The sequence below is a fragment of the Eubacterium maltosivorans genome, from assembly GCF_002441855.2.
GTDB classification, from domain to species: Bacteria; Bacillota; Clostridia; order Eubacteriales; family Eubacteriaceae; genus Eubacterium; species Eubacterium maltosivorans.
On record NZ_CP029487.1, the window covers coordinates 1,315,742 to 1,335,552 of the forward strand.

14 protein-coding genes are annotated in these 19,811 nt (G+C 48.7%); 2 read left to right on the plus strand and 12 right to left on the minus strand.

Annotation, left to right across the window (positions count from 1 at the left end; genetic code table 11):
• Positions 1 to 109: 109 nt before the first annotated feature.
• The 8 genes from CPZ25_RS06440 to CPZ25_RS06475 all read right to left on the minus strand — a co-directional run bounded on the left by CPZ25_RS06440 (position 110) and on the right by CPZ25_RS06475 (position 14,758).
• Positions 110 to 2,479, minus strand: coding sequence for an endonuclease MutS2 (locus tag CPZ25_RS06440; protein WP_096919990.1), 2,370 nt, complete (start codon positions 2,477 to 2,479; stop codon positions 110 to 112).
• A 7-nt stretch (positions 2,480 to 2,486) separates the two neighbouring features.
• On the minus strand, positions 2,487 to 4,889 hold the full coding sequence (locus CPZ25_RS06445) for a U32 family peptidase (RefSeq protein ID WP_167495181.1): 2,403 nt from the start codon (positions 4,887 to 4,889) through the stop codon (positions 2,487 to 2,489).
• 283 nt (positions 4,890 to 5,172) lie between these two features.
• Positions 5,173 to 6,807, minus strand: a complete 1,635-nt coding sequence (locus CPZ25_RS06450; RefSeq protein ID WP_158577834.1) for a serine hydrolase — start codon at positions 6,805 to 6,807, stop codon at positions 5,173 to 5,175.
• A 14-nt stretch (positions 6,808 to 6,821) separates the two neighbouring features.
• Positions 6,822 to 9,740 carry an insulinase family protein gene (locus CPZ25_RS06455; RefSeq protein WP_096919987.1) on the minus strand — a complete coding sequence of 973 codons (2,919 nt, stop codon included), beginning with the start codon at positions 9,738 to 9,740 and terminating at the stop codon, positions 6,822 to 6,824.
• A 64-nt stretch (positions 9,741 to 9,804) separates the two neighbouring features.
• A complete protein-coding gene (locus CPZ25_RS06460) occupies positions 9,805 to 11,145 on the minus strand; it encodes a replication-associated recombination protein A (protein WP_341473492.1) in 1,341 nt (446 codons plus the stop codon).
• A gap of 30 nt (positions 11,146 to 11,175) precedes the next feature.
• Positions 11,176 to 13,194 (minus strand): Eco57I restriction-modification methylase domain-containing protein, encoded by a 2,019-nt coding sequence (locus tag CPZ25_RS06465; protein ID WP_096919986.1) that lies wholly within the window; start codon positions 13,192 to 13,194, stop codon positions 11,176 to 11,178.
• An 81-nt stretch (positions 13,195 to 13,275) separates the two neighbouring features.
• The gene (locus tag CPZ25_RS06470) at positions 13,276 to 14,505 is read right to left on the minus strand and encodes a serine hydroxymethyltransferase (RefSeq protein WP_058693976.1); all 1,230 of its coding nucleotides are present in this window, start codon (positions 14,503 to 14,505) and stop codon (positions 13,276 to 13,278) included.
• A gap of 31 nt (positions 14,506 to 14,536) precedes the next feature.
• Positions 14,537 to 14,758 (minus strand): hypothetical protein, encoded by a 222-nt coding sequence (locus CPZ25_RS06475; protein ID WP_138721007.1) that lies wholly within the window; start codon positions 14,756 to 14,758, stop codon positions 14,537 to 14,539.
• A gap of 197 nt (positions 14,759 to 14,955) precedes the next feature.
• On the opposite strand from CPZ25_RS06475, the gene CPZ25_RS06480 reads away from it, so the two are divergent.
• Both CPZ25_RS06480 and CPZ25_RS20385 read left to right on the plus strand, forming a co-directional pair.
• Positions 14,956 to 15,213: a GlsB/YeaQ/YmgE family stress response membrane protein gene (locus tag CPZ25_RS06480; protein WP_013381565.1), complete on the plus strand. Its 258-nt coding sequence runs from the start codon at positions 14,956 to 14,958 to the stop codon at positions 15,211 to 15,213.
• 29 nt (positions 15,214 to 15,242) lie between these two features.
• Positions 15,243 to 15,401 (plus strand): hypothetical protein, encoded by a 159-nt coding sequence (locus tag CPZ25_RS20385; RefSeq protein WP_167495182.1) that lies wholly within the window; start codon positions 15,243 to 15,245, stop codon positions 15,399 to 15,401.
• A gap of 186 nt (positions 15,402 to 15,587) precedes the next feature.
• On the opposite strand, the gene CPZ25_RS20390 is transcribed toward CPZ25_RS20385, so the two are convergent.
• The 4 genes from CPZ25_RS20390 to CPZ25_RS06495 form a co-directional block, all read right to left on the minus strand.
• A complete protein-coding gene (locus tag CPZ25_RS20390; protein WP_167495183.1) occupies positions 15,588 to 15,764 on the minus strand; it encodes a hypothetical protein in 177 nt (58 codons plus the stop codon).
• A 104-nt stretch (positions 15,765 to 15,868) separates the two neighbouring features.
• The gene (gene serS, locus CPZ25_RS06485) at positions 15,869 to 17,149 is read right to left on the minus strand and encodes a serine--tRNA ligase (RefSeq protein ID WP_096919984.1); all 1,281 of its coding nucleotides are present in this window, start codon (positions 17,147 to 17,149) and stop codon (positions 15,869 to 15,871) included.
• A 230-nt stretch (positions 17,150 to 17,379) separates the two neighbouring features.
• Positions 17,380 to 18,315 (minus strand): GGDEF domain-containing response regulator, encoded by a 936-nt coding sequence (locus CPZ25_RS06490; RefSeq protein WP_058693972.1) that lies wholly within the window; start codon positions 18,313 to 18,315, stop codon positions 17,380 to 17,382.
• A gap of 483 nt (positions 18,316 to 18,798) precedes the next feature.
• The gene (locus CPZ25_RS06495) at positions 18,799 to 19,584 is read right to left on the minus strand and encodes an HAD family hydrolase (RefSeq protein ID WP_243129353.1); all 786 of its coding nucleotides are present in this window, start codon (positions 19,582 to 19,584) and stop codon (positions 18,799 to 18,801) included.
• Positions 19,585 to 19,811 lie beyond the last annotated feature (227 nt).

A 19,811-nucleotide genomic window follows, 5' to 3' on the forward strand; every position in this document is an offset into this window, starting at 1 on the left:
TTTCCGAAAAAACAGCTCTCATTCCATACGCACCGTTTTTTATTCTAACATGTTTTTGATCATAAAGCATTAGGAATCTTGATGTATTTAAAAAAATACATCCTACGAACTACAGCTCGACAACGGTTACGCCAGAGCCTCCCTCGTTCGGTGCGCCCAGCCGGAAATCCTTGATCAGACTGTTATCTTTGAGATAGGCGTGTATGACCTGCCGCAGCTTGCCAGTGCCCTTACCGTGGACAATCATGAGCTGATGCGTTCCTGAGACCACCGCGTCGCTGATCATTTTGTCCACCAGATACAGGGATTCCTCCCCGTTTTTACCCCGAAGATCCAGCTTGGTGTCCATGGTATGGCGGTCTGCGCTTTTGTAGCTGATTTTCTTTTCCTTTGGCTTGGCAATGGCCTTGGATTTGGTCAGGTCAGCCAGCCCCACTTTCAGCTTCATATTATCAGTCTGGACCATGACACTGTTATCCTTTGGCATGATCTTAACCACCTCACCCTCCTTGTGGAGGCTCTTGACGTGGACCTTCATACCTGTTTTGATATCGTCGATATCCAGTTCCTCGTCCTCCTCGGGTCGGGCGATTTTATACATATCAAAAATATTCTTTTCCTGATTCTTAATCTTTCTTCTCAGGGCCTCCAGCTTTTTATTGTCCTTGACGCTCTGGGCAGTGGTTTCCTGAATATAGCGAATCTCCTTGTAGATTTCCTCAGTCTCCTGCCGCGTGTCCCGTACAATGGCGCTGGCCTCTTCCTGGGCACGCTCGATGATTTCAGCGCTCGCCGCCCTGGCTTTCTCCCGCTCATCTGCCATTTCAGCCTTCATGTCCTCGATCTGGCGTCTCAAGCGCAGGATTTCCTCATGCTCAGCCTCTGTCTTTTTCCGTTTTTCCTCAATTTTAATCAAAGTCTCCTCAAAACGGATGGCTTCATTTTCAATGAGCTTTTTGGACGCTTCGATGATGTCCTCACTCAGCCCCAACCGCCTGGCGATTTCGAAGGCGTTGGATTTTCCTGGCACACCAATGAGCAGCCTGAAGGTAGGGCGCAGCGTAGCCACGTCAAACTCGACCGATGCGTTGACCACCCCACGGGTAACCAGGGCGTATTCCTTGAGCTCGCTGTAATGTGTGGTAGACACGCTGGTCACGCCCCGCTCATGCAGGGTATTCAGGATTGAGATTGCCAGGGCAGCCCCCTCGGTGGGGTCAGTACCTGCGCCCAGCTCATCAAAGAGCACCAGCGCGTCGGCGTCGGCATTCCTCATAATGTCCACAATGTTGGTCATGTGGGAGGAGAAGGTGCTAAGACTTTGCTCAATGCTCTGTTCGTCACCGATGTCGGCGTAAATATTTTTGTATACCCGTGTGCCGCTTCCCTCTTTGACTGGGACAAACAGCCCAGACTGCACCATGAGGTTCAGCAAACCGATGGTTTTCAGGGTAACCGTCTTACCGCCTGTGTTGGGCCCGGTGATGATCATGGTGTCGATGTTCTCATCCATATAAATGTCCGAAGCCACCACCACCTTAGGGTCAATGAGAGGATGGCGTCCTTTGATGAAGTGGATTTTCCCCTCCTCACTCACACGGGTGAGCACACCGCCGATGGCCAGGCCGTATTTGCCCTTTGCGAACTGGAAATCCAGCTCCACCAACAGGTTGTAATCCTCGATAACCTCCTCTTTATAGTTCGCGACCTTTTCGGACAGCTCTTTGAGGATACGGATAATTTCCTTTTCCTCCTCAGCGGCCAGCACCTTGAGGTCGTTGTTGAGCTCTACCACAGCCAGAGGCTCGATATAAAGCGTGGCGCCGCTGGCCGACCGGTCCAGCACAATACCGGGAATCTGCCCACGGTACTCCTGCTTGACGGGCACTACGTACCGGTTGTTACGGATGGTGATGATACGCTCCTGCAGATACTTTTCGTTCTGCGACGCGGAAATAATACCGTTCAGCTTGTCGGAGATGCGTGTGTTCTTAAAGTTGATCTCCCTCCGAATACGTGAGAGCTCCCGTGAGGCGTTGTCTGCCATCTCGCCCTCTGACAGAATCTTATGGCTGATTTCCTTTTCCAGCTCCTCGCAGGGGGCCAGCAGGGTAAACAGATTTTTAAGCTGATCCAGTGTTTCGAGCTGGGTATCATTGTAATAATAGTTTTCCATATCTTTGACGATGCGCAGCAGAGACGCGACGGCCAGCAGCTCCTTCATGGAGAGCATGGCCCCGATGGATGCCCGATGCACATAGTCGCTGGTATTCTTAATTTCGGAAAGTGGCGGACGCCCGTTGCGCAGCATCATGTTAAGTGCTTCACCCGTAACGCCAAGAGCCCTTTCCACCTCGTAGACGGTCTCATAGGGAACCAGGGCGGCGGCCCGCTCCTTTGCCCCCTCGCTGACACAGTGTCCCTTGAGTATTTCAAGTATTTTAGGGTACTCCAGTACCTTCAGACTTCGTTTGTCCATTTTATCGCTATTCGACTCCTCGTTTAAAATTTCCTTTTGTATAGCGGACACCGGTGCGGCCGGGCACAGAACCAAAAACGCCGTTGTCCAGCGCGTTCCGGTAATAGCTTACCACATCCGCCAGTGCCTCATGCCCTTCGTCTGTGGCATAGATCCGCCATTTATCAATATACTTCTGGCGCTTCAGCTCCTCTTTTAAGAGAAGCACATCGCCGTTATAGATGTGAATAATATTGTCTGTATCCTTACGCAGCGGGAAAGCCGCGCCGCGCTCGTCGATCAAGGCTGCCCAGCCCCGGTATCTCCGGCAGTTTTCACACTGCTTGTCTGCGCAGTTATACACACAGTTAGCGCTTACCATGAGTTCTTGTCTGCCATATACGGGCAACACACAGCTAACGGCAGAACACTTCGCCAGCACTGCAGCTTCCGCGGCGCTCAGCTCCGGCGACAGCACGCCACCCTCCACCTGCCATTCTCTCAGCTGCTTCATAGACAGAGCATTAAGCAGATTAAAGGACTGGTCTGCCTCTTTGTAAACCGGCTTGCTCTGGAACAGGCTCAGCACCTCATAATTCTTTAAAAGTATGCCATCATGGTTCAGGCCGCAGAAGGCATCAAGATTAGACTTAAGCCGTGCGGACGCTGCGGTATCCATAATCCTCGGAAATGCGAGCAGCACCCGCTTCCCGCATTCATGGGCTCTGGCAATAGGCGCCTCACAGTCCTGGGGCCGGCTGAGGTCTTGTACCGGGAGCACTAGCTCATCCACCGCCAGGCCGCAGAGAGCCTGAAAGCCGGCCTTGTCAGCCGGTTCCAGCGACAAAAGAGGCCTTTGCACCTCTGGCTTGGCTGGCAGCTCGCGGTCTAATGAAAAGACCACCGGCGTGGGTTTTTCTTCTGCCTGTTCTGCGTCCAAAGCCTCCAATATCTCCCGGCGCAGTGCGTTCAGCTCGCCCTTTGATAAGAAGATTCCCGGCTCGATGTCTGCGTCCAGACCGCCAAACTGGTAGCCTGTACCACCCAGCCGTTCAAATTGCCCAGACAGTGTCTCGCAGGTCAGAGGAAGGTTCTGGGCTGCTGCAGGCGTGATGTCTGAGACTCGGGTCACCACCTGTTCTCCCGCTTCAGCGGTAACCTCTGCCGGCGCGCCGAGGGCCAGTTTCAGCCTGAAGCACACCGTCTGCTGTCCGGCAGGCTTTGCCGACTGGCTTTCACTTTTCAGCCGCCTTGTCAGTCGCGCGTCGTGATTACGGTAGACCGGGGTGCCGGCAGGCACCCTAAACCGGCTCGGCACCTTAACCTTTATACCCGGTTTTTCTGAAGCTAACGGACGGCCTTTTAAATCGAAAAGCGAGTCGATCCGCATCCCTTTTTCAGAGTCCTCACCAAAGGACAAACCATCGCCTTTGGAAAAGGCCGTATCCGGCAGCGCCTCAATCAAAAGCCTGCCGTTCTCACAGCCAATGACATGTCCTGCCAAAATCCCCCGGTTGCGGCCCACTACATCATTAATGACCTGCATATCGCCGAAAAGGCGGCCATCTGTAAAGGAGCGGTTAAACACCTGGGCCAGCTCTTTTTCTGTGATGGACGGGGTCTTTCCCTCTCCATCCACAGCGTCCAGCGTTTCACGGTAGGCCCGGGTCACAGCGTATACATACTCGGGGCTTTTCATACGCCCCTCGATCTTCAGAGAATCAATACCTGCCTGTGCCACCTCGTCAAGCCTTTCCTTAATGTTCAAATCGCTCATGCTGAGAAGATATCCCTCCTTAATCAGACGGTTATCCGCATCCCTCAGCTGGTATTTTTTTCGGCAGGGCTGGGCGCAGAGGCCCCGGTTTCCGCTTCTGCCGCCGATCATGCTACTCATCAGGCACTGCCCTGAATAAGCGTAACAGAGAGCGCCGTGGCAGAAAATCTTGAGTTCCACCTTTGTTTTTTCCGCGATCATGGCCGCTTCCGAGATAGGCATCTCCCTTGGAAGCACCACCCGCATAAAGCCCAGTCTCTCAAAGAACAGGGCACCCTCAAGGCCGTACACAGATCCCTGGGTGCTGGTCTGGAGCCTGAAGTCTGGAAAGTATTTTTGCAGCAGAAAGATCAGCCCCAGATCCTGGACAATAAGGCCATCAATGTCCAGACCTGCCAAAAAGTTCAGATCCTTTACCAGATCCTCAAACTCTTCGTCCTTGATGAGAATGTTAAGCGTCACATAGACCTTTACCCCATACTGCCTGCACAGCGCCACGGCTTCTGTCATTTCCTTTTCATCCATATTGCCCGCGTTACGTCTGGCGTTAAAGGCCTTGCCGCCAAAATAGACTGCGTCCGCCCCGCCGTTTATGGCCGCACGGATGCACTCCAGGGTGCCCGCCGGCGCCAGCAGCTCAGGTATTTTGTACATTGTCCCCGCCTCCTTTATTATCCTATGAACCATTGGTCTATTATAACCTTTTTAGCCATAAAACAAAATATGTAATCATGAACAGAATCAATAAATCACAAAACTTTCGCCCGGGTCTTTACTTTAATGCCTGGCTAAAATATAATGAGAGCTCTTTGAGGCGTAAGGAAGCAGCTTTTTCCATGAAATCCATCAATCTCCGGGCACAATCCTACAATACCGATCTCATACAAAAGCCCCGGACAAAAGCTGTCCAGGGCTTTATTATGTATTTATTCAGTTTTTATCGCTTCTTCGTGCCGGTTGGGCGCGGACCTGTCCGCTGGCGGCTGCCCGACTGCCCGGAGGATGGACGTTTTTTCTTTTGTACTGGCCGTGCAGTGGCATTGCGCTCCACAGGTCTTCCCTGCGAAGCTGAACCTGAGGGCTTTCTTCTTGGTGGACTGCCGGATGGACGTTTCTGCTGAGGCCTGTGCTGCGGCTCACCGGTGGTGGTTTTACGCGGAGGCGTCCCTGACCCGGTATAGCCCTGCGATTCATAGAGTTTCTGTTTAGCCCTTCTCCGAGCTCTGGCCTGTTTTGCCCGCATGATTTTCCGTTTGCGGTAAACATAAAAGCGGAAAAAGATAAACAGGATCACCAGCAATGGAATGCCGATAAAGGCCGCGATTCTCAGATAATCCCAGAAATTTCTGGGACGGATCTGGTTCTGGGCATACAACGGCGTTGATTTCACTGAGTCGGTGCCCTCGTAGATGGTCAATGTCCCTACCTGAGCGTCGGGCTCAATATCACCCACTACCTTAAGCCCTTTTTCGGTATCAGCCAAAAGGCTGGTATCCCAGGAGACTTTGGCGGTGTATTTATCCTCCTGCCCCTTGGGGATCATGGAGCTGTAGGCTTCCTTTGTCTTGACCGACAGGTTTTTGCCATCCTTGTAATGGGCATTAATCACTGTAAAATCTTTATAATGACCGGAATCATCCGTCCAGTCCAGCAGGCGGTTGTCGTCAAAGGCGGCGTTGATGGTACTGCTGGCCTCGGCAAAAATACCCTTCTCATCGCCCTTCATAATCACTCCGACGATCTTCGCGTCACCATCCTCGGCATTGTAGACAAAGCAGCGGCCCGCTTCATCAGTATTACCAGTCTTACCGCCCTTTGCCTTGGCGTTGTAGTAAGGATTATCAGTTCTTCCCTCCTCGATGGTTCCGCCGTAGTCGGCAGCGTCCTTATAGAGAAGCATATCCGTATTTTTCCACTTCTGCGGCTCGCCGCGGTTGGTGGTCATCTCATAGACCTTGGTACCCTCCACCTTTGAGATGGTCTCATTAGAGAAGGCCGTCTTCCCGATCACCGCCATATCGGCTGGTGTGGTGTAATGGTCGGGATCGTGAAGACCGTGGGCATTTTTAAAATGTGTATTCTTAAGCCCCATCTGCTGCGCTTTGGCATTCATTTGATCCACGAAGACCGACATGGCCTGATTGTAGTCCATCTTTTCATTTCCACTGATCTTACGCCCGATGTTGGCTGCGATCACGTTGGCTGCGTCGTTGCCTGACGGCAGCAGCAGCGCGTACAGCAGCTGCTCCCAGGTATAGATTTCTCCAACCTCCAGATGAGCCACGCTGCTCTCGTAGCCGATGAGCTTAACCTCATCGCCAACGGTTATCTTGTCATTCAGGCTTGAGCCCACATAATCCAGAGCCGTTAAAGCGGTCATAAGCTTTGTTGTGCTGGCCGGGTAGTAGCGTTCGTCTGCGTTTTGCTCTACCAGAATATCGCCGCTGTTTACCTCAAAGACAACAACTCCCTCGTCGGGGCCAAAAGATGGCATCGCCGCCCACGCACCGCTGCCAAAGACCCCAAACGCCAGCAGCAAAGCCCCTAAAACTGAAATAATTTTCCTCTTCATTGATCCCCGCCACATTATTTAATGTATTTTATTTCTTTAAATTCGTCCTCGGCTGCCTTCACTGCTTCCTCGCTCCCGATGACGCAGAGCACGTTTTTATCCATGGCCTCACGAATCATGTCCGCTGTTTTGCGCAGGCTGTCATTCGTCGTACCCAGAATTTCATCACGTTCTTTCTGAAGGTCCTCCTGAGTAGTCCTGTTAAAATACATGGTATCCGCCGCGTCTGCTTTCAGGGCTGTTGACAAAGGCACATCCTTACTGCTGATGGTCCCGATAATATATTTTTCCATTTCACGTCTGGAAATATCCAGATTTTCGACGTACTCAAAGGCCTCGTTGTAGGCGTCTAGAGTTTTGGACAGATTGGGGTCACGGAAGGAGGCAAAGGAAAGCTCTCCGGCCCGGTTGATGCCGAAATGCGCACCGTAGGCTCCTCCCTGAACACGGATCCGGTTCCAGAGGTAGTCCATGGCCAAAATGGATTTGAGTACCAGCATACTCCCGTTGTAGCTGTAACCCAGCTCACGGATATTAAAGCCCTTGGAAACGTACTGAATCTTAGCGGCTGTCATAAAGCCCTCATCCTTGACCTCCAGGTCAAAATGATAGCGATAGGTTTCCATATCTCTGTCTGGCAGGTTTTCTAAAAATCCGCGCACAGCTTCGAGCACTGGCTCCTTCAAATCTTTGTCTCCAGTGACGCTGATGATCAGACCTTTTTTATTAAAGACCCTATTTGCAATTTCCTTAAGCTTAGCGGACAGCTCTTCCCAGCGCTCGTCAAAATGATCGTCGAGATCTGAAAGGAACTGGTAAAACTCAATACCGCCGAGCTCCTCAAACATTCTGGCAGACTGGGAATAATAGGACTGGAGACGCTGTACACTCACCGTGTGACCGCCCATCAGGAACTGGTTCTCCTTGTTCATACGGATTTCACCAACGATATCCTCGATCAGATGGCGTTCGTCAAAACGGCTTCTTAAAATTGTGGATTCGATAAGCTCCAGCAGGCGCTTGACATTGGGGCCAACAGCCTTGCCCTTGATGGCAAATTTGCTCTCGTAGCGTCCGCTCTCCTTGATGTTATCATAGGTTTCAACACTGGAGGAGATACCGCCAGTGCTGATCTCAATTTCCTGGTTCAGTCGCTCATAATCATAATCCTCTGTGCTGACCCGGCCAATGATCTTATTGACCAGAGACAGATATTTCAGATCCTCCTGAGGGACTGTGTGTGTGTCAAAATAGAACTTGACATAGGCGATGCCTCCGGTATAGCCAGGATGATAAAGCAGCTTATGCCCTTTAAATTCTTCTTCATAGAGAACCACCTCACGGGCCTTTTTATTAATTTCGTCAAGGCTCAGCTTCGGAATGCTCTCGAGAGCCTCAGGGCTGTCCTCGGTGTTCTGGCGTTCCAAAAGGGCCTGAGTATCAGCCACCAAGGCATCCAGTTCTTCTGGCGACAACGATTTTTTATAGGCTTCCAGCTTATCGCTGAGCGCTTTTTCTTTCTTTTCGGCCAGACTGCAGTCTGGATGAATGCTCACAAACGCCTGGTGGGGGTTGCCTAGGAGATAACGCGCGATCAGAGCCTCGAAGCCGCGGTTCTCACTGCTCATACGCAACTTGGAAATCGCATCGCGATATTTCAGGTGTGACAGCGGATCACCACCGTAGAGCCAGGTATCAAACATTTCCAAGCCGTACATCAGGCCCTTGGGGTAGGAGCCGTACTCACCCTCGATGAGCATAAATTCATTGATGTTAATACCTGCTTCCACGCTGCGCTTGTCAAGCCCGCTTGTCACCAGCTCTTCCAGGGTCTTTTCCACGGTCTCGATAAAAAGGTCTTTATATTTTTCGTCCGTATGCTTGAGCACAATAGAAAAGTAGGGCTGCTTCATGGAGCTGGAATAAGCGTAGTCTACCTCTTTACAGATGTTAAGATCTAAAAGTGCCTTTTTGAGCGGTGCGGAGTTTGCCCCAAGCAGGATGTGTCCCAGCACGTCAAAGGCCAGTATATCCTCAAAGGTCGGCTCGTTCTCCAGCACATAGCTCAGCGAAAGATAATCCTTGTTCTTCTGGTCCTCATCCGACGGAATCGGGTAACTGTCTGAGGCGACCGCCATTTCCTCAAAGGGTAACTGGGTCGGAATCTCACTGTCAATAGCTGCGCGGTCAAACTGGCTCAGATAGGCCTCATCCAGATATTTCAAATGGGCGTCCATATCGCCGTCGCCGTAAAGATAAATATAAGAATTGGAAGGATGATACAGCTTTTTGTGGAACGCTGCAAAGTCCTCAAAGGTAAGGTCTGGTATATTTTCCGGATAGCCGCCAGACTCCTCGCCATAAATTGAATCTGGGTAAAGAGTCTGAAAAATTTTACGCTGCAGCACTTCCTCGGGGCTTGAATAAACACCCTTCATCTCATTGTAGACCACGCCGTTATAGGTAATGGGGTCTTCCTTGTTTTCAAGATGGTAGTGCCATCCCTCCTGATGGAAGATATGCGGCGTATTGTAAATGTCTGGATAAAACACCGCATCCAGATAAACGTCCATCAGGTTCATAAAATCCTTGTCATTGGTGCTGGCTATGGGGTAGACGGTTTTGTCCGGGTAGGTCATTGCGTTCAGGAAGGTATTCATAGACCCCTTGGCCAGCTCTACAAAGGGCTCCTTAACCGGGTATTTTCTGGAGCCGCATAAAACGGAATGCTCCATAATGTGGGCCACGCCTGTACTGTTGTCCGAGGGTGTTCTGAACCCGATATGGAACACCTTGTTATCGTCATCGTTAGATATATAGATAAGGCGGGCACCGGTTTTGTCATGCTCAAAAACCCGGGCGACGCCGTTTACTTCTTCAATATTTTCTTCCCTCAAAAGGGTGAATCCATGTAGTTTGTCGTGTACTTTCAATCTGTTTCTCCTTATTTTTCGTATTTTGATGCGGTTCATCACATATTCATTATCTATATTATTTTTATTTTGTCTCTACTTCCCAGTTCTTCAGATGCTCCAGATGCTCTTTAACCTTTTGCTCATAGCCGTTTTCTGTCGGCTTATAAAACCGTGTTCCAGCAAGATCGTCCGGCAGGTACTGCTGGGGATAATAGTTGCCTGGATGGCTGTGGGGGTAAACATAGTTCAGCCCTCTGCCCAGCTTCTCACTGCCTGGGTAGTGAGCGTCTCTCAGATGCCCCGGCACCTCAGAATTGGACTGATGCCTCACCGCGGATGTTGCGGCGTCCAAACCAGCGTAGGAGGCGTTACTTTTTGGCGCAGAGGCCAGAAAGGTTACCGCCTGAGCCAGGTTGATGCGCGCCTCGGGCAGTCCGATCATCTCAACAGCCCGGGCTGCGGCTGTAGCCACCAGCAACGCCATGGGCTCTGCGTTTCCGATATCCTCGGAAGCGGAAATCACAATCCGCCTTGCGATGAATTTAGGATCTTCCCCGGCTTCAAGCATCTTGGCCAGCCAGTAAAGAGCCGCGTCAGGATCTGAGCCTCGTATACTTTTGATAAAGGCCGAAATGGTGTCATAATGGTTATCGCCCTTTTTATCATACTGTACAGCCTTTTTCTGAATACACTCCTGAGCTGTTTCAAGGTCGATATGGATATAGCCCTGATCGTCTTTCTCCTTGGTCAGTATCCCAAGCTCCAGCGCATTGAGCGCGCGCCGTACGTCGCCGTTCGAGACGGCTGTCAGGTGATCCAGGGCTTCCTCGTCCACCTTGAGCTTCATACTGCCATAGCCCTTCTTTTTATCGGTAACAGCTCGTCGCAGCAGGCCCCTAATCTCATCGTCTGTTAAAGTTTTAAACTCAAAGATCGTCGACCGTGACAAAAGCGGCGAGTTGATCTCAAAATAAGGGTTCTCCGTTGTCGCGCCGATCAGCACCACCAGTCCACCCTCCACGCTTGGCAGCAGCGCATCCTGCTGTGCCTTGTTAAATCGGTGGATTTCATCGATGAAAAGAATCGACTTACGATTATAGATACCCAAATTATCCTTCGCCTTGTCTAAAATTTCTGTAATTTCTTTTTTACCGGAGGTTACGGCGTTCAATTCGTAAAAAGCAGCCTGTGTCCGGTGAGCTATAATCTTGGCCAGTGTGGTCTTACCGGTTCCCGGAGGACCGTAAAAAACCACTGACGAAAGCTTGTCCGCCTCGATAAGACGGTAAAGCAGCTTACCCTTTCCGATAATATGGGACTGTCCGACAAACTCATCCAGTGTGGTCGGACGCATCCGCACCGACAGCGGCGCGTTATCCTCAATCTGGTTCTCATAGTTCATGTCAAAAAAAGATGCCTGCACGATGCCTCACCTCGTTTCTATTATTCGTTTTTATTGTTTTTCAATCCAGCTGATTTCTTCTTCATTTATGTCAAAATACCCATAAATCCAACGGTCCGCCTCCAAAAGTAAGGCCTCCCGATCTTTTTGGTGGGTAGTCTCAGTCAAGTCTATAATTTTATCATAAAAATCCTTAAATTTGTCCGAAATTTCCATGCTCACGTCAGGAATTTTCAACTTTAGCACAGTATTAGGATAATACTCGTACAGATCAACACCAAGCTTTTTCGCAAAGGACTTAAAATAAAAATTATAAAGACGGCTGTTAAGCAGCACCACCAAAAATTCCTCGTTCACCTGGCTGTACAGTCGGTTCTTCAGTGTAAGACCATAGATATCCGCGCTGAAGAAATAGCGGTTCTCATCAATGGCAAAGCGATTGTCCTTTGCCTTATATGGAAAAACGATCTTTTTTTTCATAAAGCATTCGAGGTTCCTGCCCCACTGGATAGCATACCAGGGCAGACGCCCGCTCATGCACTCCCGCCGGCCGCTTAGCTTTTCTCTGAACTGCTTCAGGTAGACCTCCTCATAAGGATGTCGCTCGATGGCGTCAATCTCATTGGTATACAATATCTGTTTTCCCGGCGGAGTAATCTCAAAGGCGTGCACGTTCCGGTTTTTTATCCAGGGATGCAGAAACTGTGGATTGAAATTATACGCATCCAGCTCATTGTCGTCAAAGATAAAGGCTTTATCATTGCCGGTGATGATCCCCTGGAAGCTGTCCACCAGGTTTTCCAAGGTAAAGGGCGCGCGCTTCTCAATTTTTTCCACGATCGTTTTTGTCATGGGGCCGTAAAGCCGCCACAAAGCGTCATCCATCTGGCTCTGGCGCGTCTCAAAGTCCTCATGAAGCTTTGGCTGGCCGCTTTCCAGATCTTCAATGTAAACTGACGTTTCCCGCAGCTTACCCTTCTGTACAAAAAACCGGGAAACCCGTGCCGCATGCCGCGCAGGGGCCCTGCCCTTTATCAGAAGGCTCAGCGCCGGATCGATGCCGATGCCGCTTATAACACGCAGGCCATTAAAATCAATGAGCCGCCTGATCATAAAATGCTCGCGGATAAACTGCCGGAGAGCCCGCGCATTGTAGGCTTCCATAAAATACCTGGAAGTCAGGAATAAAAGCCTTCCTTTATCTTTCAGAAGCTCATATCCACGTTTAAAAAAGCAATAGGATAAATCCCCCTTGTTCTGATAAACATCGCTGTACAGGGCTTTTAAGCGCTTCATATAATCCGAGTCAATTTCCTTGTGCCCGACGTAGGGCGGATTGCCGATTACCACATCAAAGGAGCTGTCCTTAAAGTCAGCCGTGGACTTATCCAGACAGTCTCCCACCATGATACCTGCCGGATAGCAGTATTTCGGTCCCTTTAACGCCAATGTGATCCGGGTTACCAGTACAGCCAGAGGATCCTTATCCACACCGCATAATGATTTCTGAAGCAGCCGCTTGTGCACAGCCTCCTTTTCAAGATCCTTGGTGTTCTTCAGGATATAGTCATAGGCAGCGCTGAGGAGCGATCCGCTGCCGCAGGCCGGGTCTAGAATCTTTTCTTTCTTCACAACGCTCACACAAAGCGAAACCATATACTCTGCCAGAACATCCGGCGTGTAAAAAATTCCCTGGCTCTTTTTATGGCTGCGGTGCAGGCACTCCTCGTACAGCTCCCCGATGACGCTGGCGTTCTTATTTTCAAAACTGTCGGTATCCTCGATAAAACGCTTCACATCCTCCCAGATCAACCCGCTGAGTGTCAGTTTTCCCTCATCGGTCCAGTGATGGGAGTTTGAGACGCCGCGGCTCCACACCCGCATGATGCCGCCAACGGTAAAGTCTGTTCGCAGCTTTTGAGCGTTTTTTCGGTCTAAGACCACACGGCCGTTATCCACCAAAAATTTCAGGGTCAATATTTTAATGAGAAAAAGCAGTAACTCGCCCTTGTTCTCAACATAATCGTACCGTTTATAGACTTCATCGATCTTCTGTATTATTTCCTTCATCCCGGGAATCACTCCTTAGTCATACTCAGACCATTATAACAAAAAAAGATGCTGTTGGACAGCATCTTGATAAATTCTCTTTTATTCGTACAAAGGATATTTACTGGTCAGATAAGCTACCTTTTCTTTTGCCAGCTCCAGGTCTTTTTTGATCAGCGCTGCCTCGAAGGCGTCTGCGATAACCGACATATCCTCTTCCTTCATGCCGCGGGTAGTGACAGCCGGGGTCCCCACACGCACGCCGCTTGTCACAGTCGGTTTCTGCTTATCGTAAGGGATAGCGTTTTTATTGGCGGTAATGTTGACACTGCCCAGAATATCATCAGCCTCCTTGCCCGTCAGGCCGACAGCGCTGACGTCTACTAACAGCAAATGGTTATCGGTCCCGCCAGACACGATCCGGAAGCCTTTTTCGGTGAGCGCATCGCACAGTGCCTTGGCATTCTTTATGATCTGCTTCTGGTATTCTGTGAATTCCGGACTGGCGGCTTCTTTGAAGGCCACGGCCTTTCCTGCAATAATGTGCATCAACGGCCCTCCCTGTATACCGGGGAAAACAGCCTTATCAATTTTTTCCGCAAAGGCCGCCTTGCACAAAATGAGGCCGCCCCTTGGGCCGCGCAGTGTTTTATGGGTTGTGGTGGTGACAAAGTCCGCGTAGGGTACCGGGTTCTGGTGCAGTCCCGCTGCCACCAGCCCTGCGATGTGCGCCATATCCACCATCATCAGCGCATCATTGGCCTTACAGACCTTTGAAATACGTTCAAAGTCAATGGCTCTTGGATAAGAGCTGGCTCCTACTACCACCAGCTTTGGTTTCTTTTCCACGATCAGCCTTTCCAGCTCTTCATAATCGATGGTTTCCGAATCTGGGCTGACACCGTAGGATATAAAATTAAAATATTTTCCTGAAAGATTGACCTTGCTGCCGTGGGTCAAATGTCCGCCCTGGTCCAAACGCATCCCTAGCACCAGATCTCCAGGCTCCAGCACGGCAAAGTACACAGCCGTATTGGCCTGAGCCCCGGAATGGGGCTGGACATTGGCGTGGTCTGCGCCAAACAGCGCTTTCGCCCGCTCTCTCGCGATCCGTTCTACCTCGTCCACATACACACAGCCGCCATAATAGCGGGCGCCAGGTACGCCCTCGGCATATTTATTGGTCAGATGGCTGCCCATGGCCTCCATCACAGCCTCTGAAACAAAGTTTTCGGAAGCAATAAGCTCAATATGGCTTTGCTGCCTTTTGAGCTCCTTTTCCATAAACTCATAGATCTCCGGGTCTTCTCTTTTCACGTGTTCAAAATTCATTCTTTCTCCTCCACATACGCTCTTTTTCTGTTTATTTTAAATATTGGTTATCATTTTGCCGGTTAGACAGTTTTTCTAACGAGATGGCGATGCTCTTCACATAGGTCACCATTTCTTCCATCTTCGCTTTAAAGTAAAAAACAAACATAATTCCGGCCATCAAAAACAGAATTAAGATGATCGGAACAATGGTCCAAGCCGTACTGGCTAGGCTATTCATAAAGGTATTCATATTTTCTCCTAAGTTTGTCAATTTGGATTGTCCTTAATATAAAGACTATCGTCTGCAAATTAGTTACATACTATTTTAACACGAAAATACATTATTGCAAGCAGATTTTAAATTTTTCCCATTCCTTTTTAGCGCTTAAATAAAAAAACTATAAAATGTTTAGAAATTCTGCGCAGAGGTATATATATGTATAAAATTACTATAAAGGAGTGACAATTATGTTCCACCTCATTTGGGTTTTAATTATCGGCGGCATCATCGGTGCCATCGCCGGAGCTATAACAAGCAGAAGACTGCCAGCCGGCTGGGTCGGCAATATCGTTGCCGGGATCATCGGTTCATATCTCGGCGAATTACTTTTAGGCAACTGGGGACCGCAGATTGCCGGTATGGCGGTTTTCCCGTCTATTATCGGAGCGATCATCCTCGTTGTCATTGTATCCCTTATTCTTGGTTTAGGAAGAAAAGAAAGCTGACCACAGCATAAATAAAGGAGGAATTAACCATGGTACGTATATTACGCGCAGCTGCCGCCATCGGCGCAGCTGTTCTCATCTTCAGCCTGCTGAAAAACAAAGGCGCTGAAAAAGCATCCGACGGCGACAGCCTGAGAGATAAAGCAGAAGAAGCTATTGAAGCGACAGCCTCATCCATTTCCGAATGATTGACCGAGTCCGGCACAGCCGGACTTTTTTTATGCAAAAAACATCCCGGGGTGCAGCCGGGATGTTCGTTTGGGGAAAATGCTAAGCGCTCTTAATTTACTAAAAAAGAGGCGATGTTCTTGGAAACAAGCACATTTTACACCACCTCCACATTAAGATTCAAGCCAGACAGCCTAAAAATTTTGTTAAAATTCTGCGAAGCTCTGATTCTTTGCTTTCACCTGGCTTTTAAACTTTTCAATGACCTCGCCGACCGTCAGGCCATCCACCACCTCGCCGGTCTCGTTGATAATGCCCTGTATCCGTTCGTCGCTGTAGATTACATCCATATAGTGGCCCTGGTATTCTTTTGCTAGCTTCATTTCGGGTTCCTCTTTCGTAGATTGATACCATTGTATCTACCCAATCGGCTTATAAAAAAATCATAAAAGGAGATGTATTTTTGCAACACACCTCCCATCTAATTCTATTGGATTTTTTCCTTACCGCCCATATACATCCGCAGCGGTTCTGGAATATTAATGGTGCCGTCCTCGTTAATATTATTTTCAAGGAATGCGATGAGCATACGCGGCGGCGCAACCACCGTATTGTTCAGCGTATGGGCAAAGTATTTTCCCTTTTCCTTGCTGCGGACGCGGATACCCAAGCGCCGTGCCTGCGCGTCACCAAGATTAGAGCAACTGCCCACTTCAAAGTATTTCTGCTGTCGCGGCGACCACGCCTCAACGTCAATGCTCTTAACCTTCAGGTCTGCCAGATCTCCCGAACAGCATTCCAGCGTACGTACAGGAATGTCCAGCGAACGGAAGAAATCAACTGTATTGGTATACAGTCTCTCAAACCACATCATGCTGTCTTCAGGCTCGCACACCACGATCATTTCCTGTTTTTCAAACTGGTGGATACGGTAAACGCCGCGCTCTTCGATCCCATGTGAGCCAACTTCCTTTCTAAAGCATGGTGAATAGCTCGTAAGGGTCTGCGGCAGCTGGTTTTCATCTAAAATGGTATCGATGAATTTACCGATCATGGAGTGCTCGCTGGTGCCGATCAAATAGAGATCCTCACCCTCGATTTTATACATCATATTCTCCATTTCAGAGAAGCTCATAACTCCAGTGACCACATCGCTGCGGATCATGAACGGCGGGATGTAGTAGGTAAATCCACGGTCGATCATAAAGTCACGGGCATAGGATAAAATACCCGAGTGCAGTCTTGCAATGTCGCCGCTCAGATAATAAAAGCCATTGCCGCTGGTCTTGCGGGCGCTGTCAAGATCTACACCGTTGAATTTTTCCATAATGTCAATATGGTAGGGCACTTCGTATTCCGGTACCACAGGTTCCCCAAAACGCTCGACCTCTACATTTTCGCTGTCATCACGTCCAATTGGCACAGAGGGATCAATGATATTTGGGATCACCAGCATTCTTTCCCGGATTTCTCCTTCAAGCTTTGCCTCCAAAGCTTCCAGATCCTCCAGCTGCTTATTGATTCCCACAACCTGTGCCTTTGCCTTTTCAGCTTCATCCTTCTGTCCCTTGGACATAAAGCCGCCGATTTGCTTGCTGATGGTGTTACGCTGTGCTCTCAAGGTATCTCCCTCAGTTTTGGAGTCACGGTACTTTCTGTCCATTTCGACAACTTCATCCACTAAAACCAGTTTTTCATCCTGAAACTTTTTTCGGATGTTTTCCTTCACAAGCTCTGGATCGGTACGCAGTAATTTAATATCTAACATATTTCCTCCTTGAATCTATCAGGTGCCTCTTCGCTGCCTAAAGGCAATCGAAAATCCCCTTTGCTCATTATTATTTTACAGATATCACCAATTATAACAAATCTAAAACAAAATAGCCATTCTCTCATGGCCGAAATACTACTAAATCAAAATTTTTTTGTTTCTCCAACAAAAAAACACAAAGCTTTGTACATATAATGCTTTGTGCTTTTTATCCGATTCTTTTATTTCTATTCGCCTTTGACCCGGGTCAGCATCGACTGAAAGGGCAGGCTGGTACAGTCTTCATTATAAAATTGGTACCCATCCTTTCCTGAACGTTTCAGGTGATAAAGGGCTTGGTCTGCTTTGCAGAAAAGGACGCCATAGCAATCTCCGTCCTCCGGATACCGCGCCACTCCGATACTTCCGGTAATCGGTCGCTCGGCTGTATAACGCCTGAAATTCTCACAGATACCAGTGATTTTCTGTTCCAGACGCTCCTCGGAAGGATAATTTCTAAAAAATATCATGAACTCATCCCCGCCAATCCGGCCTACCGCATCCCCTGGCAGAGCGCAGCTTTTTAAATTTTCAGCCATCTGCTTCAGTACTTCATCGCCGTACAGGTGTCCGAAGCTGTCATTGATGGTCTTAAAATTGTCGACATCGATAAAGCAGAGGGCCCCGCACCGGGTTTCTGGATTGTTTAACAGCTCCCCAACCCTGTCCTCCATGGCCTTTCGGTTAAAAATCCCTGTCAGAGCATCATTTTCCGCCTCGTTTTTCAGCTTTATATATTCCTCCTTACGGCTTCCCAGCTCAATAATGTTCTTTACTCGTCTTTTTATTACAACAGGATCAAAGGGTTTTGTCAAAATGTCCAGCGCGCCGAGCGCATAGCCCCTGCGCGCTGCTGTTCCAGGCTCCTCTGCGGTTATGAGCACCACAGGCAGCGCCTCTGTCAGGGCTTCGTCCTGCATATGCTTAAGAACTTCAAAGCCATCCATCACCGGCATCATCACATCCAGCAACACTGCTGCCAGCACATCCCGGTTTTCACGCATACAGCACATGGCCTCATATCCATTTTCAGCTTCCAAAATCTCGAAGGTGTCCTGAAACATCATTCCCAAAGTTTCCCTGTTTTGTTTTATATCATCAACAATTAATATACTCCGACGCATACTGTCCACCCCCTTACCTGCTCTCCACCCCGGAGAGCCTTTCTAAAAAATACCACCCGGCCGAATCAGTAGCTGACCAGGTGGCGAAAACTCAGGAAACATCATAAAAAAAGCCGTGCAGGGGCACGACACCCATACACAGCCAAAAGTCATCAAAGCGAAAAAATGCTTACACAAATAAGCCTACCAAAAAATATAGGTCTTCTCTTGTTTTTGGAAGAAAAATAGCCTATAATAATCAGTATGCGGTACGGCCCCCACGGGACGTTGTGTATGGTGGTAGTGTCACCCTGCGCAAGCCGGACAGTGCTCCCAACACTTTCCGGATGCCGCATTTGTTTATTTAGTTTTCCTTATGCATTATTATACGTCTTTATTCCTTTTTAAGCAATCATTTTATATTATTTTTCTTCCAATTTCTACGGTTTGCTGCAATAAAAAAGGGCAGTACGTCTCTTTTCAAAACGTCTGCCACAGGCTTTTTTACTTAAAATATGCTCTTATTGCTTCCACTACGCCGTTTTCATCGTTGGATTTTGCCGTATAGCTGCAGATTTCCTTAAGCTGAGGGTGGGCATTTTCCATGGCATAGCTGTATCTTCCGGTTTTCATCATCTCATAATCATTAAGGTAATCTCCAAAGAGCATGGTTTCCTCATAGCTAATCCCATATTTTTCCTGAATCTTGTTGATGGCTGTTCCTTTATTACAGCCAGGGTTAGAAATATCCACCCAGTGCTCGCCCGAAACAGCGATCTCCATCTGTCCGCCAAATGCCTCCAAAAGAGGAGCATGACTATTTGTTTCTGCATTCACATAGTCATAAACAGCAATTTTACAGATGTCATCCTCCGCTGTCAGAATATCCTCCATTATGTCATAATGGTGGTAGTACATCTCTGCATTTTTCAGGAGCTCCGGCTCATCGCTTTCAGCGTAAGCACTCTTCAACCCACATATTACAGGACTGGCGCCCGGTATCTGACGTATCGCTTTAACGATTTCCCGAACCCTTTCTTTAGCAATGACGCTGGCAAAGATATTCATATCATTCTCAAAAACCACCGAGCCATTCTCAGCGATAAAGATCATCTTGTCTTTTACCGGCTCAAAAATATGCTCCAGATTATAATACTGTCTGCCGCTGGCTGCCACAAAGCGGACGCCCTGTTCTGCGAGCGACTCGATCAGTGGGAAAAGCTCTGGCGAAAGCTCTTTATTGCTGTCTAAAAGCGTACCGTCCATATCTGCCGAAATCAATTTAACCATTTTTAGCAAACCTTTCAAATTCAGTATTTCTTTTTTGTTTTTTATCTTATAATACATAATAATAACACTAAAAAAGCGGTCTGACCAGATGGTATGCTATTGTTTACCATTTCAGCTTTTGTCGATAACCTTTGCGATTAAGGAATGATAAGGATTATGAATAAGAAAAGGACGTCTTCCAATATAATACTGATTGCTATCGTGGTCGTACTCATTTTACTATCTGT

Coding starts and splice junctions, on each gene's coding strand:
- CPZ25_RS06440 (WP_096919990.1), bottom strand. CDS start 2,479: ATGGACAAACGAAGTCTGAAGGTACTGGAGTACCCTAAAATACTTGAA.
- CPZ25_RS06445 (WP_167495181.1), bottom strand. CDS start 4,889: ATGTACAAAATACCTGAGCTGCTGGCGCCGGCGGGCACCCTGGAGTGC.
- CPZ25_RS06450 (WP_158577834.1), bottom strand. CDS start 6,807: ATGAAGAGGAAAATTATTTCAGTTTTAGGGGCTTTGCTGCTGGCGTTT.
- CPZ25_RS06465 (WP_096919986.1), bottom strand. CDS start 13,194: ATGAAGGAAATAATACAGAAGATCGATGAAGTCTATAAACGGTACGAT.
- CPZ25_RS06470 (WP_058693976.1), bottom strand. CDS start 14,505: ATGAATTTTGAACACGTGAAAAGAGAAGACCCGGAGATCTATGAGTTT.
- CPZ25_RS06480 (WP_013381565.1), top strand. CDS start 14,956: ATGTTCCACCTCATTTGGGTTTTAATTATCGGCGGCATCATCGGTGCC.
- CPZ25_RS20385 (WP_167495182.1), top strand. CDS start 15,243: ATGGTACGTATATTACGCGCAGCTGCCGCCATCGGCGCAGCTGTTCTC.
- CPZ25_RS20390 (WP_167495183.1), bottom strand. CDS start 15,764: ATGAAGCTAGCAAAAGAATACCAGGGCCACTATATGGATGTAATCTAC.
- serS (WP_096919984.1), bottom strand. CDS start 17,149: ATGTTAGATATTAAATTACTGCGTACCGATCCAGAGCTTGTGAAGGAA.
- CPZ25_RS06490 (WP_058693972.1), bottom strand. CDS start 18,315: ATGCGTCGGAGTATATTAATTGTTGATGATATAAAACAAAACAGGGAA.
- CPZ25_RS06495 (WP_243129353.1), bottom strand. CDS start 19,584: ATGGTTAAATTGATTTCGGCAGATATGGACGGTACGCTTTTAGACAGC.